The following is a 16,608-nucleotide window of genomic DNA, read 5'->3' as shown; positions in this document are numbered from 1 at the left end:
TTCCCGCGGAGATCGGAGTGACGACCCTGGACGCGGATGCGAGAGACCGCGCGACGGGTACCACTGCCAGTGCCGCCCGGAACAGCGCGGAACGCAGGGGGGTGCACCTGGTGCACCCGGCCGGTCCGGCCGCTCTCCGGACCTCCGCGACGATATCCGCCGTCTCCGACCGCGCACCTCATCACCCGCGCACCGATGCGTGGTCCCGTCGAAGCGGAGCGGCATGATGCGGAAGCCCACCATCGACCCTCTGTTCGATCCTGCCACCTTCACGATGAGCTATGTGGTGGGGGACCCGGAGACCGGCGTGTGCGCGGTCATCGATCCGGTTCTCGACTACGATCCGGCCAGCGGCCGCACCGCCCGTCGCAGCGCGGATCAATTGATGGACATGGTGCGGGCGCGCGACTACCGGGTGGCGTGGATCCTCGAGACGCACGCCCACGCCGATCACCTGTCCGGCGCGCAGGTGATCAGGGAGCGCCTCGGCGGCAGGATCGCCATCGGGGAGCACATCCGGGCGGTCCAGGCGCGTTTCGGGCCACTCTTCGATTTCGGTCCGGATTTCGCCACCGATGGCTCGCAGTTCGATCACCTCTTCGCCGACGGCGACGCCTTCACCATCGGCGGCATCGAGGCGACGGTGATGCATACGCCCGGCCATACGCCGGCCTGCGTCAGCTACTGCATCGGCGACGCATGCTTCGTGGGCGACACGCTCTTCATGCCGGATTACGGCACCGCGCGGGCCGATTTTCCCGGCGGGGATGCCCGCACGCTGTTCCGGTCCATCCAGCGGCTGCACGCGCTGCCCCCGGAGACGCGGCTGTTCATGTGTCACGACTACCAGCCGGGCGGCAGGGCCGTGCGCTGGGAGACGACCGTGGCGGACAGCCGCGCCGACAACCGGATGGTGCGCGACGGCGTGGAAGAGGATCTCTTCGTGGAGCATCGCAATGAGCGCGACAGCACGCTGCGGGCACCCGCGCTCATCCTGCCGTCGCTGCAGGTCAACATCGCGGCCGGCCGTCTGCCGGAGCCCGAGGGCAACGGCATCCGTTATCTGCGCATCCCGCTCGATCAGCTCGGCAGCGGCTGAGCATCGCGGAGCGGGGCCGGGATTCATCGGAATCCGCTGATCCAGCCGGCCCCGACGTTCATCGGTGCGGGTATGCCGTGGTCGCGCACGGCCTGCAGTCTCGTCCCGACGTCCCGCCGTGGGAGGCGGCCAGGCGGCGTCGGGCGAGAGCGCAATGGCGGAAAGGCAATGCAAGGGGTGGCGCCGCGCAGCGTCGGCGGGGGTGGGAGCGCTGGTGATGGCGGCCGCGGCTGCAGCGAGCACGCCGGCCCATGCCGAGCAGCGCAGCATGTATGCCGCGATGGCTTACAACAGCGGCATGCTGGGGGTGCGTCTCCTTCTGGACGATGACCGCCGCGGCGCCCGGCTGCTGGACCGCGCCGCGGTCAACGGCGATGCCGCCGCACAGTTCAACCTGGGCGTTGCCTATGCCCAGGGCCGCATGACCGGACAGCCCGACCCGCAGTCGGCACTGCTCTGGTACAGGCGCGCCGCGGAAGCGGGATATGCGCGCGCCGCCTACAACGCGGGCGCCATCTTCGCCAATGGCGATCTCGGTACTGTCGACATGGACCGCGCCGCGGTCTGGATGCGCACGGCGGCCGACCTGGAGCACGAAGGCGCCAGGCGCTGGCTGGAACGCGCCGAGGGCTATCGCTGCTACTGCTGATCGGGCGCGGCGCATGCCCGGTCGGAGCACGGGGTCGGCCGTGTCCGGTGGCCACGAGCCGCAGTGGACGCCGCAGGTGCGGTCGCGGACAGCGGTGGCGCGCCTCCCGGTGCGCGATCCCGTCCGGGAGCCGCCGAAGCCGCGGCCGGTGACGTGTCCCTGCGCTAGAAGGTATCTCCGGGAACGCGCACCCAGCCTTCCATCAGCACGCGCGCCGAGCGGCTCATGATGGCCTTGGTCGCACTCCACTGGCCGTCGATCTGCTTCGCCTCGGCACCGACGCGGAGCGTGCCGGAGGGATGGCCGAAGTGCACCGAGGTGCGCTCGCCGCCGCCGGCGGCCAGGTTGACCGTGGTCCCCGGAACCGCGGCGGCCGTGCCGATGGCCACGGCGGCGGTGCCCATCATGGCGTGGTGCAGCTTGCCCATGGACAGCGCGCGCACGTTGAGATCGATGTCACCGGCCGCGATCTGCTTGCCGCTGGAGGCCGTGTAGCCGGCCGGCGGCGCGACGAAGGCGACCTTCGGCGTGTGCTGGCGGTTGGCTGCTTCCTCGACCTTGTCGATCAGCCCCATGCGCACCGCGGCGTGGGCGCGGATGGTCTCGAACATCGCCAGCTGCTCGGCGTTCTCGTTGATTGCCGGCTGCAGCTCGGTGCCGGTATAGCCGATGGCGTCGGCGTCCACGAACACCGTTGGGATGCCGGCGTTGATCATGGTGGCGCGCAGCGTGCCGACGCCCGGCACCTCCAGATCGTCGATGACGTTGCCGGTGGGGAACATGGCGCCTTCGCCGTCGGCCGGGTCCATGAACTCGATGGCGACCTCGGCGGCGGGGAAGGTCACGCCGTCGAGTTCGAAGTCCCCGGTTTCCTGCACGGCGCCATCGGTGATCGGAATGTGCGCGACGATGGTCTTGGCGATGTTCGCCTGCCAGATGCGCACCGTGCAGTGCCCGTCGTCGGGGATGCGCGCGGCGTCGATGAGCCCGTTGTTGATGGCGAAGGCACCCACCGCCGCGGTCAGGTTGCCGCAGTTGCCACTCCAGTCGACGAAGGCCTTGTCGATGGAGACCTGGCCGAACAGGTAATCGACATCGTGATCCGGACTGTTGCTCTTCGACAGGATGACGGTCTTCGACGTCGACGAGGTCGCCCCGCCCATGCCGTCGATCTGCTTGGCGTAGGGGTCCGGGCTGCCGATGACGCGCAGCAGCAGCTTGTCGCGCGCCTCCCCGGGCACCTGCGCGGCTTCGGGCAGGTCCTGCAGCCGGAAGAACACGCCCTTGCTGGTGCCACCGCGCATGTAGGTGGCGGGAACGCGGATCTGCGGTGCGTGCGGCATGTCAGGCGGCCTGTTCGGATTCGAGGAAGTCCTGCGCGAAGCGCTGCAGCACGCCGCCGGCCTCGTAGATGTGCACTTCCTCCTGGGTGTCCAGACGGCACGTCACCGGCACTTCCAGCGCCTCGCCATTCTTGCGGTGAATGTGCAGCGTCAGCGTCGCGCGCGGTGCGGGGGTACCGGATACATCGAAGGTCTCGCTGCCGTCGATGCCCAGCGTCTTGCGCGTGGTGCCTTCCTGGAACTGCAGCGGCATCACGCCCATGCCGATGAGGTTGGTGCGGTGGATGCGCTCGAAGCCCTCGGCGACGATGGCCTCGACGCCGGCCAGGCGCACGCCCTTGGCGGCCCAGTCGCGCGAGGAGCCCTGGCCGTAGTCGGCGCCGGCGATGACGATGAGCGGCTGCTTGCGCTCCTGGTAGGCCTCGATGGCCTCCCACATGCGCATGACCTTGCCGTCCGGCTCGAGCCGCGTCAGCGAGCCCTGCTTGACCTCGCCGTCGACCACTGCCATCTCGTTGATCAGCTTGGGATTGGCGAGCGTGGCGCGCTGGGCGGTGAGGTGGTCGCCGCGGTGCGTGGCGTAGGAGTTGAAGTCCTCCTCCGGCAGGCCCATCTTCGCCAGGTACTCGCCGGCGGCGCTGTCCGGAAGGATGGCGTTGGACGGCGACAGGTGATCGGTGGTGATGTTGTCGCCCAGCACGGCCAGCGCACGCATGCCCTTGAGCGAGGGCGCGGTGGCCAGCTCGCCCTCCCAGTAGGGCGGGCGGCGGATGTAGGTGCTCTGCGGACGCCAGTCGTAGAGCGGGCTGATCTTGTCGCCGTCGACGATCTTGAAGTTGAACATCGGCTCGTAGACCGTGCGGAAGTGTTCCGGCTTCACCGCGCTCTTCACCATGGCGTCGATCTCGTCGTCGCTCGGCCAGATGTCCTTCAGCGTGACCGGATTGCCGTCGGCGTCATGGCCGAGCACGTCCTTCTCGATGTCGAAGCGCGTGGTGCCGGCGATGGCGTAGGCCACTACCAGCGGCGGCGAGGCCAGGAAGGCCTGCTTGGCATAGGGATGGATGCGGCCGTCGAAGTTGCGGTTGCCGGAGAGCACGGCCACCGAATACAGATCGCGGTCGATGATCTCCTGCTGGATGTCGGGGTCCAGCGCGCCGCTCATGCCGTTGCAGGTGGTGCAGGCGAAGGCGACGATGCCGAAGCCGAGCCGGTTCAGCTCGTCCTGCAGGCCGCACTCCTCCATGTACAGCTTCACCGCCTTGGAGCCCGGCGCGAAGGAGCTCTTCACCCAGGGCTTGCGGGTGAGCCCGCGCTGGTTGGCGTTGCGGGCCAGCAGGCCGGCGGCGATGACGTTGCGCGGGTTGGAGGTATTGGTGCAGCTGGTGATGGCGGCGATGATGACGGCGCCGTCCGGCATGCTGCCGTCCTCGGGCAGCTCGACCTTGCCGGAGATGCCGGCCTTGGCCAGGTCCGCGGTCGACACGCGCGCATGCGGCCGCGACGGGCCGGCGAGGTTGCGCGTGACGCTGGACAGGTCGAAGCGCAGCACGCGCTCGTACTCGGCGCTGGTCAGGTCATCGGCCCACAGGCCGGTGTGTCTGGCATAGCGCTCGACCAGATCGACCTGTTCCGGGGTGCGACCGGTCAGCTTGAGATAGTCGATGGTCTGCTCGTCGATGTAGAACATCGCAGCGGTGGCGCCGTATTCCGGCGTCATGTTGGAGATGGTGGCGCGGTCGCCCAGCGACAGGGCCGAGGCGCCCTCGCCGAAGAACTCCAGATAGGCCGACACGACCTTCTCGTTGCGCAGGAACTCGGTCAGGGCCAGTACGATGTCGGTGCTCGTCATGCCGGGAGCCGGCTTGCCGGTGAGCTCGACCCCGATGATGTCCGGCAGGCGCATGTAGGACGCGCGCCCCAGCATCACGCTCTCGGCCTCCAGGCCGCCGACGCCCACGGCGATGACGCCGAGGGCGTCCACGTGCGGGGTGTGGCTGTCGGTGCCGACCAGCGTGTCGGGGTAGGCCACGCCGTCCACTGCGTGCACGACGGGCGACATCCGCTCCAGGTTGATCTGGTGCATGATGCCGTTGCCCGGCGGCACCACGTCGACGTTCTCGAAGGCCTGCTTCGTCCAGTCGATGAAGTGGAAGCGGTCCTCGTTGCGGCGGTCTTCGACGGCGCGGTTCTTCTCGAAGGCGTCCTCCTCGAAGCCGGCGTGCTCCACGGCCAGCGAGTGGTCGACGATCAGCTGGGTCGGCACCACCGGGTTCACCTTGGCCGGATCGCCGCCGCGCTCCGCGATGGCGTCGCGCAGGCCGGCGAGGTCGACCAGCGCCGTCTGGCCGAGGATGTCGTGACAGACCACGCGCGCCGGAAACCAGGGGAAGTCGAGATCGCGCCGGCGCTCGATGAGCTGCTTCAGCGCGTCGGTCAGCATGGCCGGATCGCAGCGCCGCACGAGATTCTCCGCCAGCACGCGCGAGGTGTAGGGGAGGGTGTCGTACGCGCCCGGCTTGATGGCGTCGACGGCGGCGCGCGCGTCGAAGTAATCCAGATCGGTGCCGGGCAGTGCCTTGCGGTATTCGGTGTTCATGACCATTGCGATTCAGCGTTCCTCTATAGATGCCGTGCCGACCGGTCGTCAGCGCGGTGGCCTGCGGCGGCAGCCGCGGCGCGGTGAATGGGCGCAGGCACTGACGCTCGTCACTCGGAGAATGTGACGCGGGCGTACGGGCCGCATTCGGCGGGGCGCAATCTTGCCATTAAAACGCTCCGCGCCGGTAACCGCGCGGCATATGCGCGGTCGGCGATACCCCTGCTCAGCGCCTGCGGGGGCGCATCTGATAGGTGGCGCGGCTGTGTGCCACCGCCTCGCCGCGGGCGTCGGTCAGCGCTCCCCGCAACTCGAAGTCGGCGCGCCCCTCGGCGAGGGTCTCGGCCTCGATGCGCTGCGCCTCGGCCGGATCCAGGGCAAGCTCGACCGTGACATCGGTCTTCGCCGCCCGCTCGAAGCGGAGATCGAGCTCCGTGACAATGGGAATGAAGCGGCGCATGCCGAAGGTAGCCAGCATCAGCGGGCCGCCGGGAAACTCCGCAAGCGTGAACAGTGCCCCTGCATACATGGTGCCGATGTGATTGACGTTGCCGCGCAGCGGCATGCGGCAGACGACCCGACCCGGCTCCAGCGCGACAACCCGGACCCCGCTGCGCCGCACGAACGGGATCACCAGGCGGGAGAAATGCTTGAGCAGCAGCGGCTGCACCTTCTCGTCGACCGCCCGCTCGATATCCGCAACCGGCACACCCCAGTCACCGGCGCGCGCCACCGCCTGCTGCAGCCCCACCTGCAGTTGTTCCCGCATTGCCATTCCCTTCGATCTCCTTGCCGGCTCCGGGAGCCGTCATCCGTGCCATCGGTAGCGGTGCCGGCCCGGCGCCGGAAAGCCGTGCCGGACGGGCGCCGCATCGCCTCGAGCGACCATTATGCGCAACCCGGCCGACCCGGCAGCCGCCCGGATGAATGGTGCAGGGGGATCGCGCCCGTCTCCGGACGCCAACGATGCGGCGCCACCGCGAGTGAGGGGCAAACGTCGCGCGTGCCGGGAGCGGGCAATGCCGCGCGGCCTCTGCGGCACGCGAACCGGCTTCCGGAAGCGCGTGCGGCGAGGGCTTCGATAAGAGGTGGTAGCAAGGGCGGGGCTCGAACCCGCGACCTCGGCATTATGAGTGCCGCGCTCTAACCAGCTGAGCTACCTTGCCGAAGGGCCGCGATTCTAGCCAAACGTGGCGGCGGCCGCCAGTGGCGGCGGATGGATGGCGGGGCGCGGCACGCGGTGTGCATGACTGCGCAGGAATATCGGCGAATCCCTACACCGGGGAAGGGTTACTAGCGTTATCGTGGGCACCCCGTGGTAGGCTCTCAATCGACCGTTCAGTCGGAACCTTTCTCATTCGTGATCCCGAATAATCTCGTATACATCGTCATGGACAGCTGCCGTTTCGACAGCTGGCAGCGTGCAAGGACGCCGAGCATGGACCGGCTCGGCGAGGGGGCGCGGCGCTATTCGTATGCGTCGTGGACCTCACCTTCGCACTACACCTATCTGATGGGCATGATCCCGCACACGTCGCCGCGCGGTGTGTTCGCGTCCGAGGTCTACAAGAACGACTTCGCGCTGTGGGTCGATCGCCTGGGTATCGACGGTCTGTCCTTCAAGAGCTTCGTCCCGCAGCTGTCGCTGCCGCATGTGCTGCAGGAGCAGGGCTACCGGACGGTTGCCCGGGTGTCGCTGCCGGTGCTGAACCCGCAGTCGCACCTCAACCGGCACTTCGACGACTACAAGCTGATGGACGACCACAACGACTTCGCCGGCATGGTCGAGGGCATGGCCTTCGATGAGGACGAGCCGTCGTTCTACTTCTGCAATCTCGGGGAGACGCACTATCCCTACATGCTCGACGGCGACAGCCTGCCGCACATCTCGGGCGTGCACGGGGTGTTCAAGCGCATGGATGACGAGCTCGGCGCACAGGCCGACGACCGCTTCTTCGACGAGACGCAGATGCACGATCTGCACGCACAGCAGGTGAAGACGGTCGAGCACGTCGACGGTGTGCTCGATGCGCTGATCAGCAAGGCGCCGGTCAACACGCATTTCATCGTCACCGCCGATCACGGCGAGTGCTTCGGCGAGGGCGGTTATTTCGGGCACGGCCCGATCAATCACGAGAAGGTCATGGAAGTGCCCTTCCTAGAGGGCAAGAAGCGCTAGCACGGCGGGTCCGGCGGCGCGCGCGATATTGCATTTTCCGCCCGTATTCGACGGGGATGAGGTTAAGATCATGACGGAACGCAGCACGTTCGACGTCATTGCTTTGAATCCGGCGGGCTGGTCGCATCCCGGCGTGGCCGTTTCCGCAGCTCGCGCCGGCGCCGTCGGTGTCATCGATTGCGAGTTCGCCGGGGACGCCGCCCATGCCGCAGCCCTGTTCGCGCGGCTGGTGGCGGAGAGTGCCCACGGCGGCATCGGCATCAGGGCGGTGCCGGAGACGGCCGACCTCGCGCGGGACATGCTCGCCGCGGCGCCTGCCGACCGGCCCCTGACGATCATCGCCGGCGGACCCGGCGAGGACGCCGTGAAGCTGGCCCGCGCGCTGCGCAAGGCGCGCGGCGAGGGCAATCCCGGCGACCGGCTGCTGCTGGAGGTCACCCACGCCGACGTCAAGCTGGGGCAGCTCAAGCCCGACGGCCTGGTCGCCAAGGGTTTCGAGGCACCGGGCTGGGGCGGTGAGGATTCCAGCTACATCCTGGCGCAGAAGCTGCTGGCCCGGTCCAGCCTTCCGCTGCTGGTGCGCGGCGGCATCGGTCCCCATGCCGCGGCGGCCCTGCGCGCCGCCGGCGCCGCCGGCGTCGTGCTGGACGATCAGCTGCTGCTCTGCGACGAGGCGCCGCTGGAGACCGACCTCAAGAAGGAGATCGGCCGTCTCAACGGTTCCGAGAGCCGCAGCCTGGGTGAGCTGCTGCATGCCCCGTGCCGCGTCTACGCGCGACCGGGCAGCGAAACGATCGACAATGCGCAGAAGCTGCTGAATCAGGCCGAAGCCGACGATGCCGCTCCGGCGGCCTGGCGCAAGCAGCTCGCGCCGCTGGTCGGCTGGGACGACGGGCAGCTCCGCCCCATCGGGCAGGGCATCGGCGTGGCGGCTGCCATGGCGCAGCCGCGCGTGGCGCGCGTCATCAAGGCGATCCGCAAGCAGAGCTTCGCTTCGCTGCGCATCGCGGCGCAGCAGCGTCATCTGGACGAGGACGCACCGCTGGCGCAGTCGCACGGCACGCGCTATCCACTCGTGCAGGGTCCCATGACGCGGGTGTCGGACAGCGCGCAGTTCGCGGCGGATGTCGCGGGCGGCGGCGCTTTGCCGTTCCTGGCACTGGCCCTCATGCGCGGCGAGCAGGTCGACGAGCTGCTCGCCGAAACCGCCGAGAAGGCGGGCGATCTGCCGTGGGGCGTGGGCCTGCTCGGCTTCGTGCCGCAGGCGCTGCGCGACGAGCAGTGCGAGGCGGTCTGGAAGCACAAGCCGCCGTTCGCGCTGATCGCCGGCGGGCGGCCGGACCAGGCGGCGCAGTTCGAGTCGCGCGGCATTCCTGCCTATATCCATGTGCCGGCGCCGCAGCTGCTCAAGATGTACTACGAGCAGGGTGCGCGTCGCTTCGTCTTCGAGGGGCGCGAGTGCGGTGGCCACATCGGTCCCATCGCCAGCTTCCCGCTGTGGGAGCAGATGATCGCGGCGCTGCTGGAGGCGGTCAGCGAGAAGGACGCCCACGAGGTGCACGTGCTCTTCGCCGGCGGCATCTCGGACGATGTGTCCGGCGCCATGCTCTCGGCGCTGACGGCACCGCTCGCCGAGCGCGGCATCCGCGTCGGCGGCCTGATGGGCACGGCGTACCTGTTCACGAAGGAGATCGTCAGCAGCGGCGCGGTGGTGCAGGGCTTCCAGGACGAGGCGCTGGCCTGCCGGCACACCGCGAGCCTGGAGACGGGGCCGGGGCATGCCACGCGCTGCGTCGATACCGCCTTCGCGCGCGAGTTCCACGAGCGCCGGCGCGAGCTCATCCGTGCCGGCCAGCCGGCCGAGGAAATCCGCGATGCGCTCGAGGATCTGAACCTCGGCCGCCTGCGGCTGGCCTCCAAGGGCCGCACGCGCAACGACGCCGGCGAGATCGTCGAGATCGATGCCGAGCAGCAGAAGACCGACGGCATGTACATGATCGGCCAGGTCGCGACCATGCGTGATCGGGTCGTCTCCGTCGCCGATCTGCACGAGACGGTCAGTGCCGCGGGAACGCGGCGCCTGGTCGACCTCGAATCCGCGGTCGAGGCGCGCGTGCAGGCCGCGGCGCCGTCGGACGTGGCGGTGGTCGGCATCGGCATGGTCATGCCCAGCGCCGACGACGCCGACACCTTCTGGCACAACGTCATGCAGAAGGTCAGCGTGGTGCGCGAGGTGCCGCGCGAACGCTGGGACTGGCGCCTGTACTTCGATCCCGATCGCGAGGCGCGCGACAAGATCTACTCGAAGTGGGGCGGCTTCCTCGACGAGATCACCTTCGATCCGCTGCGCTTCGGCATTCCGCCGCGCTCGATGAAGTCGATCGACCCTATGCAGCTGCTGTCGCTGGAAGCGACCGCGCGTGCGCTGGCCGATGCCGGCCTCGACGAGGACTTCGATCGCGAGAACACCTCGGTGATCCTCGGCGCCGGCGGCGGCGTCGGCGACCTCGGCATGCAGTACGGCGTGCGTTCCGAGCTGCCGCGCTTCGTCGAGATTCCGGACGATGCGGTCTGGGAGCGCCTGCCCGAGTGGACCAACGAATCCTTCTCCGGCGCGCTGCAGAACGTCGCGGCCGGGCGTGTCGCCAACCGTCTGGATTTCGGCGGCCTGAACTTCACCATCGATGCCGCCTGCGGCTCCTCGCTGGCCGCGGTCACGCTGGCCACGCAGGAGCTGGAGACCGGGCGCTCCAGTGTCGCCATCGCCGGCGGCGTGGACACCGTGCAGGGGCCGCACGGCTTCCTGTGCTTCGCCAAGACGCAGGCGCTGTCGCCGCAGGGCAAGGCGCGCACCTTCGACAAGAACGCCGACGGCATCGTCATCTCCGAGGGCGTGGCGCTGGTCGTGCTCAAGCGCCTGGCCGACGCCGAGGCCGACGGCGACCGCATCTACGGCGTCATCAAGGCCGCCGCCGGCTCGTCCGACGGCAAGGCGCTGGGCATGACCGCGCCGCGGCCGGAAGGCCAGATGCGCGCCCTGGACCGGGTGTACGCCAAGGCCGGCTTCGGTCCGGGCTCGGTGGAGCTGGTCGAGGCGCACGGCACCGGCACACTGGTCGGCGACCGCGCCGAGGCCGAGACCATCACGCGCACCTGGGCCGACTACGGCGCGCCGCCCAAGAGCGTGGCGCTGGGCTCGATCAAGACCATCCTGGGGCACACCAAGTGCGCGGCCGGCGTCATCGGCCTCATCAAGGTCGCGCTGGCGCTGCACCACCGGGTGCTGCCCGCGCACGTCGGGGTCGAGGATCCCATCGACGCCATCGGCTCGCCCGACTCGCCGGCCTATCTGCTGGACAACCCGCGGCCGTGGCTCCGTCATCCGGACCATCCGCGCCGTGCGGGTGTCTCCGCCTTCGGATTCGGCGGCACCAACTTCCACGCCGTGCTCGAGGAGTACCGGGGCGGTTACGCCGTGCCGGAGCCGGCCGGCGCGCGGCAGTGGCCGTGGGAGCTGTTCCTGTTCCGGGCCGGCGATCGCGATGCGCTGCGCACCCAGGTCGAGAAGCTCGACAAGGCGCTGGCCGCCGGCGACGAGCTGCCCGTTTCCGAGATCGCGCACACCCTCGCCGCCGAGGCGGAGAAGGTGCGCGATGCCGCCTGTGCGGCGGCCTTCGCGGCCGACAGTCACGCCACCCTGCGCAAGCAGGTGGCCGGGCTGCGCGCGCATCTGGCCGAGGGCGCGGCGCTGCCGCCGGGCACGGTCTGCAATCTGGATCGCAAGCCGCGGCAGAAGATCGGCTTCGTGTTCCCGGGGCAGGGCGCCCAGTCCGTCGGCATGGGATGCGAGGCCGCGCTCTACATCGACGAGCTGCGCGACGCCGTGGAGCGCGCCGGCAGCGTGCTCGCCGACACCTTCGAGCGCCCGCTGGCCAAGCTGATGTGGCCCGAGGCCGCCTTCAGCGACGCCGAGCGCGATGCGCAGCAGAAGGCCATCACCAACACCCGCCACGCGCAGCCGGCCATCGGCACGCTGTCGCTCGGCTATCTCGACTTCCTGCGCCGGCTGGGCGTGACGCCGGCGGCCGTTGCCGGCCACAGCTACGGCGAGTACACCGCGCTGCACGCTGCCGGTGTCATCGATGCCGACGACTTCCTGCGCCTGTCCGCCGCGCGCGGTGCCGCGATGGCCGATGCCGCTGAGGGTGCCGACGGCGCCATGGCGGCCGTGCAGGCTTCGCGCGAGACGGTCGCGTCCCTGATCGAGGGCGGCGGCCGGGTCTGGATCGCCAATCACAATGCGCCCGAGCAGGTCGTGATCTCGGGCGAGGCGTCGGCGGTCGATGCCTGCATCGAGAAGGCCAAGGCGCGCGACATCCGTGCCACCCGGCTGCCGGTTTCCGGCGCCTTCCACACCGAGCTGGTCGGCAGTGCCCAGGGCCCGCTCAGCGCCGCCATCGACGCCGCACAGTTCGGTGCGCCGGCGTGCGCGCTCTACGGCAACAACGGGCAGGCCTATCCGGATGACGCCGGCGCCATCGTCGCGCAGCTGAAGGGCCATCTGCTGTCGCCGGTGGAGTTCGTCGGCGAGATCGAGGCGATGGCGGCCGATGGTGTCGACTGCTTCATCGAATGCGGCCCACGCGCCATCTGCGCCGGCATGATCCGCGCGACGTTGCCCGGCAGCGATGCCGCCGTGATCAGCATGGACGGTACCGGCGGCGGCCTGCGCGGTCTGCTCAACGCACTGGCCGAGATCACCTGTGCGGGTGTCGATGTTCCGGTCAGTGCGCTCTACGAGAAGCGCGGCATCGCCAGGCATACGCTCGCACAGCTGCCGGCACTGCTGACGCCGCCGCAGCTGGCGCCGACCACCTTCTTCCTCTCCGGTGGCTGCGCGCGTCCGATGAACGACGAGCAGCGCCGCGCCAACACGCTGCCGGCGCTGCTGCTGGAGGACAAGGAGGCCGCGCTGGAGCGCGCCGCCGCCGAACGCCAGAGCCAGGCCGCGCCCGCGGCCCCTGCGCAACCCGAAAGCGCTCCGGCAGCCGCGCAGGCTCCGGCAATGCCGCAGCCGCAGGCTGCCGCCGCGCCGGTCACCAGCCAGTTCGGTCAGGAGGCGCTGGTCGCCTATCAGCAGACCATGCAGCAGTTCCTGGCGCTGCAGGAGCAGGTGATGACCCGGGCACTGTCGGGTCAGCCGGCGGCGACGTCCGGCCTGCCCGCGCAGATGCCGGCCATGCCGCAGCCGCAGGCGCCCGCCATGGCGCCGCCGCAGCAGGCGGTCCCGCCGCAGGCGGCGCCCGCGATGCCCGCCGCCGATGCCGCGCAGTCCGCGCCGACGGCGCCCGCACCGGTCGCGGCCGCGCCGGCGGCACCGGCCTTCGACGCGAAGGCAGCGCTGCTGGCGCTGGTCGCCGACCGCACCGGTTATCCGGAAGAGATGATCGATCCGGAGGCCGATCTGGAAGCGGACCTGGGTGTCGATTCGATCAAGCGGGTCGAGATCGTGGGCGCCTTCGCCAAGGAGGCACCGCAGGCCATTCATGACGCCATGCAGGCGGACATGGAACGCTTCACGCGTGCCAAGTCGCTGCAGGCGGTGCTCGACGCGCTGCCCGAGATCGCTGCCGCACCGGCAGCTGCGGTTACGGCAGCGCCGTCGGCTGCCGTTTCGGCGGCGCCGGCCTTCGATGCGAAGGCGGCGCTGCTGGCGCTGGTCGCCGACCGCACCGGCTATCCGGAGGAAATGATCGATCCCGAGGCCGATCTGGAAGCGGATCTGGGTGTGGACTCGATCAAGCGGGTCGAGATCGTGGGTGCCTTCGCCAAGGAGGCACCGCAGGCCATCCACGACGCCATGCAGGCGGACATGGAACGTTTCACGCGGGCCAAGTCGCTGCAGGCGGTGCTCGATGCGCTGCCGGCGATGGAGGCGGCCGCGCCCGCGGCGCCGGCCGGTGCCGCCGTCGCGGTCGATACCGCGGCTGCCGCCGACTTCGACGGCAAGGCCGCGCTGCTCGCCCTGGTGGCCGACCGGACCGGTTATCCGGAAGAGATGATCGACCCTGAAGCCGATCTCGAGGCCGACCTCGGCATCGACTCGATCAAGCGCGTCGAGATCATCGGCGCCTTCGCCAAGCAGGCACCGGCGGCGATCCACGACGCCATGCAGGCGGACATGGAGCGCTACACCCGCGCCAAGTCGCTGCAGGCGGTGCTCGATGCATTGGCCGAGGTGCCCAGCGGGGCGGCGCCGGCTGCCGCGCCCGTCGCGGCCGCTGCACCGGCCGCCGCGAGCGCGCCCGCGGATGCCGAAAGCGACGGGCCGCTCGGGCGCTACGTCATCCGGCCGCGCGAGATCGCGCCGGTCGGCGAGCGTGCAACGCTGTCGGGCACGGTGCTCGTGCTCGGCGAGGACGAAGGCGGTGCGCATGCCGCTGCGCTGCGCGCGGAGCTCGACAAGGCCGGCCTCGTCGCCGTGTTCTCGACGGCCGGGGACGAAGCGGGCATTCGCGACGTCGTGGCGGGCATCGACGGCCCGGTCGCCGGCGTCATCCTGCTGCACGGGCTGCGCACGGCAGACACGGACGATCTCGTCGCGCAGCTCGCTGCCGGCCGGCCGGCCGTGACGGCCACCTTCGCCTGCCTGCGCGCCTTCGGCGAAGCGGCATCCGGTCTGCGACTGGTGGTCGCCACGCGTCTCGGCGGCACGCTGGGGCGCGATGCCTTCTCCGACGGTCCGGCGGTCGCCGGCGGCGTCGTGGGGCTGCTCAACTGCGCCCGCCGCGAGCTGCCCGATGCCCATCTGATGCCGGTGGACTTCAACGGCCAGACGCCGGAGAGCGTCGCGCGGCTGCTGCTCGACGAGCTCGCCAGCACCGAGGCGCTGCCGGAAGTGGGCTATGTCGGTGATGCGCGCTACACCTCGGCCACGGTGGCCGAGCCGCTGCAGGACACGCGCTTCGCGCCGCATCTGGAGCCGCAGGGCGACTGGGTGGTGCTGGCCACCGGCGGCGCCCGCGGCATCACGGCCAGCATCCTGCGCGAGATCGCGCAGCCCGGCATGACCATGGTGCTGGCCGGCCGCAGCGCGCTGCCGGAGGCCGAGGCCGACGATCTGGCGGCGGCGTCCGACGAGGCCGCGCTCAAGAAGGTGATGGTCGAGCGTGCCAAGGCGCAGGGCGAGAAGCCCAAGCCGGCCGAGATCGACCGTGCCGTTGCACGCGTGCTCGCCGACCGCGAGATCCGTGCCGCGGTGGCCGGTCTCGAGGCGGCGGGCGTGACCGTCGACTACCGTGCCGTGGACGTGCGCGACGCCGACGCGGTCGCGGCGCTGGTCGGCGAGATCTACGCCACCCATGGTCGCCTCGACGCGGTTGTTCACGGCGCCGGGGTCATCGAGGACAAGCTGCTCGCCGACAAGACCGAGGAATCCTTCGCGCGCGTGTTCGCGACCAAGGTGGACTCCGCCGTCGCGCTGGTGCGCGCGGTCGATCCCGAATCCCTCAAGCTGATGGTGATGTTCACCTCGGTAGCCGGACGCTACGGCAACCGCGGGCAGGCCGACTATGCGGCCGCCAACGAGGCACTCAACCGCATCGCCTGGCAGCTGTCGCGGCAGTGGAGCCAGGTCCGCGTGGTCTCGCTGAACTGGGGACCGTGGGACGCGGGCATGGCCACCGACGCCGTCAAGCAAGCCTTCCGGAGTCAGGGAATCATTCCGATTCCGCTCGCCGACGGCTGCCGCTACTTCCTGCAGGAGATCGCCTACGGGCCGCGCCACGAGGTCGAGATCGTCGTCGGCGACGGTCCCTGGCAGCAGGGCGAGGGCGGCGCACCCGCCGCGGCCCGGCCGCTGGGCGCGCTGCCCATGGTGCGCTCGGAGCTGAAGATGGGCGCCGGCGGCGCGCTCGAGCTGGATCAGGCGATCTCGCTGCAGAGCGATCCGTGGCTGGTGGACCACCAGCTCGACGATACCGGCGTGGTGCCGGCGACCATGGCGGTCGAGTGGATGGCCGAGGTCGCGGAGGCGGGCTGGCCGGGCTGGCGCGTCGCCGAGATCAACGACGTCCGCGTGCTGGCCGGTATCCGGCTGCTGGACTGCGAGCCGCGCCAGCTGCGCGTGCGGGCGCGGGCATCGAGCCATTCCGACGCGGCGTCGCAGGTCCTGAAGCTGGAGATCGTCGATACCGGCAACAAGAACCGGGTCTGCTACCGCGCGTCGCTGCGCATTGTCGAGCGGCTGCCGGATGCCGAAGCGGCGCCGGCAGTGGCCGACCTCGGCGAGGTCAAGCTGCTGCCCGCGCCGGAGGCCTACGACCGGCATCTGATCCACGGGCCGCGCTTCCATCTGCTGCAGGATGCGCTGCGCATCTCGGATGTCGGCATCGATGCGCCGGTTGGGGTGAGCACCCCGCGCGGTCTGGACATCGCCGGCGACGAGTGGGTGCTGGATCCGGTGCTGATGGACTGCGTCGCGCAGCTCGCCTGGCTGTGGTCGCGTCACCGCTTCGATACCTCGGCGCTGCCCTCGGCCTTTGCCAGCATCCGCCGCTATGGCGCACCCGCCGCGCCGCAGCAGCTGCGCCTGGTGTGGCGCGCGCGGAGCGACTCCACCGCCGAGTACACGCACTACGATGCCTGGGTGATCGACGAGCAGGATCGCGTGCGGCTGGTCTTCGAGGACGCCGAAAGCACGGGCTCGAAGGCGCTCGGCCGCATGGTGAGCGGCTGACC

At 70.2% G+C, this 16,608-nt stretch carries 7 protein-coding genes and 1 tRNA gene; 4 read left to right on the top strand and 4 right to left on the bottom strand.

Annotated elements, in window-relative coordinates; all coding sequences use genetic code 11:
* Window positions 1–226 precede the first annotated feature (226 nt).
* Together KAH28_RS07460 and KAH28_RS07455 are read left to right on the top strand one after the other, a co-directional pair.
* Window positions 227–1,099 (top strand): MBL fold metallo-hydrolase, encoded by an 873-nt coding sequence (locus KAH28_RS07460; protein WP_366918145.1) that lies wholly within the window; start codon window positions 227–229, stop codon window positions 1,097–1,099.
* A 154-nt stretch (window positions 1,100–1,253) separates the two neighbouring features.
* On the top strand, window positions 1,254–1,748 hold the full coding sequence (locus tag KAH28_RS07455) for a hypothetical protein (RefSeq protein ID WP_290575357.1): 495 nt from the start codon (window positions 1,254–1,256) through the stop codon (window positions 1,746–1,748).
* Between the two features lie 164 nt (window positions 1,749–1,912).
* Here KAH28_RS07455 and prpF read toward each other — a convergent pair whose 3' ends face one another.
* The 4 genes from prpF to KAH28_RS07435 all read right to left on the bottom strand — a co-directional run bounded on the left by prpF (window position 1,913) and on the right by KAH28_RS07435 (window position 6,856).
* Window positions 1,913–3,091: a 2-methylaconitate cis-trans isomerase PrpF gene (prpF, locus tag KAH28_RS07450; protein WP_290575356.1), complete on the bottom strand. Its 1,179-nt coding sequence runs from the start codon at window positions 3,089–3,091 to the stop codon at window positions 1,913–1,915.
* A gap of 1 nt (window position 3,092) precedes the next feature.
* Window positions 3,093–5,690, bottom strand: a complete 2,598-nt coding sequence (gene acnD / locus KAH28_RS07445) for a Fe/S-dependent 2-methylisocitrate dehydratase AcnD (protein ID WP_290575355.1) — start codon at window positions 5,688–5,690, stop codon at window positions 3,093–3,095.
* A gap of 226 nt (window positions 5,691–5,916) precedes the next feature.
* Entirely contained in the window at window positions 5,917–6,459 is a 543-nt protein-coding gene (locus KAH28_RS07440) for a YiiD C-terminal domain-containing protein (RefSeq protein WP_290575354.1), read from the bottom strand.
* Window positions 6,460–6,779: 320 nt separating this feature from the next.
* Window positions 6,780–6,856, bottom strand: a tRNA-Met gene (locus KAH28_RS07435).
* A gap of 197 nt (window positions 6,857–7,053) precedes the next feature.
* Here KAH28_RS07435 and KAH28_RS07430 point away from each other — a divergent pair.
* Both KAH28_RS07430 and KAH28_RS07425 read left to right on the top strand, forming a co-directional pair.
* On the top strand, window positions 7,054–7,869 hold the full coding sequence (locus KAH28_RS07430) for a sulfatase-like hydrolase/transferase (protein ID WP_366918144.1): 816 nt from the start codon (window positions 7,054–7,056) through the stop codon (window positions 7,867–7,869).
* A 70-nt stretch (window positions 7,870–7,939) separates the two neighbouring features.
* A complete protein-coding gene (locus KAH28_RS07425; protein WP_290575352.1) occupies window positions 7,940–16,606 on the top strand; it encodes a type I polyketide synthase in 8,667 nt (2,888 codons plus the stop codon).
* Window positions 16,607–16,608: the final 2 nt, after the last annotated feature.

It is taken from the genome of Algiphilus sp. (assembly GCF_023145115.1).
Lineage (GTDB): Bacteria > Pseudomonadota > Gammaproteobacteria > Nevskiales > Nevskiaceae > Algiphilus.
The sequence above is the reverse complement of the archived record's forward strand: the minus strand, read 5'-3'. Positions and strand labels throughout refer to the sequence as shown.

Bases quoted from the DNA above. Each gene is read 5' to 3' on its own strand.
- KAH28_RS07460 (WP_366918145.1), top strand. From the start codon at position 227: ATGCGGAAGCCCACCATCGACCCTCTGTTCGATCCTGCCACCTTCACG.
- KAH28_RS07455 (WP_290575357.1), top strand. From the start codon at position 1,254: ATGGCGGAAAGGCAATGCAAGGGGTGGCGCCGCGCAGCGTCGGCGGGG.
- prpF (WP_290575356.1), bottom strand. From the start codon at position 3,091: ATGCCGCACGCACCGCAGATCCGCGTTCCCGCCACCTACATGCGCGGT.
- acnD (WP_290575355.1), bottom strand. From the start codon at position 5,690: ATGAACACCGAATACCGCAAGGCACTGCCCGGCACCGATCTGGATTAC.
- KAH28_RS07440 (WP_290575354.1), bottom strand. From the start codon at position 6,459: ATGCGGGAACAACTGCAGGTGGGGCTGCAGCAGGCGGTGGCGCGCGCC.
- KAH28_RS07425 (WP_290575352.1), top strand. From the start codon at position 7,940: ATGACGGAACGCAGCACGTTCGACGTCATTGCTTTGAATCCGGCGGGC.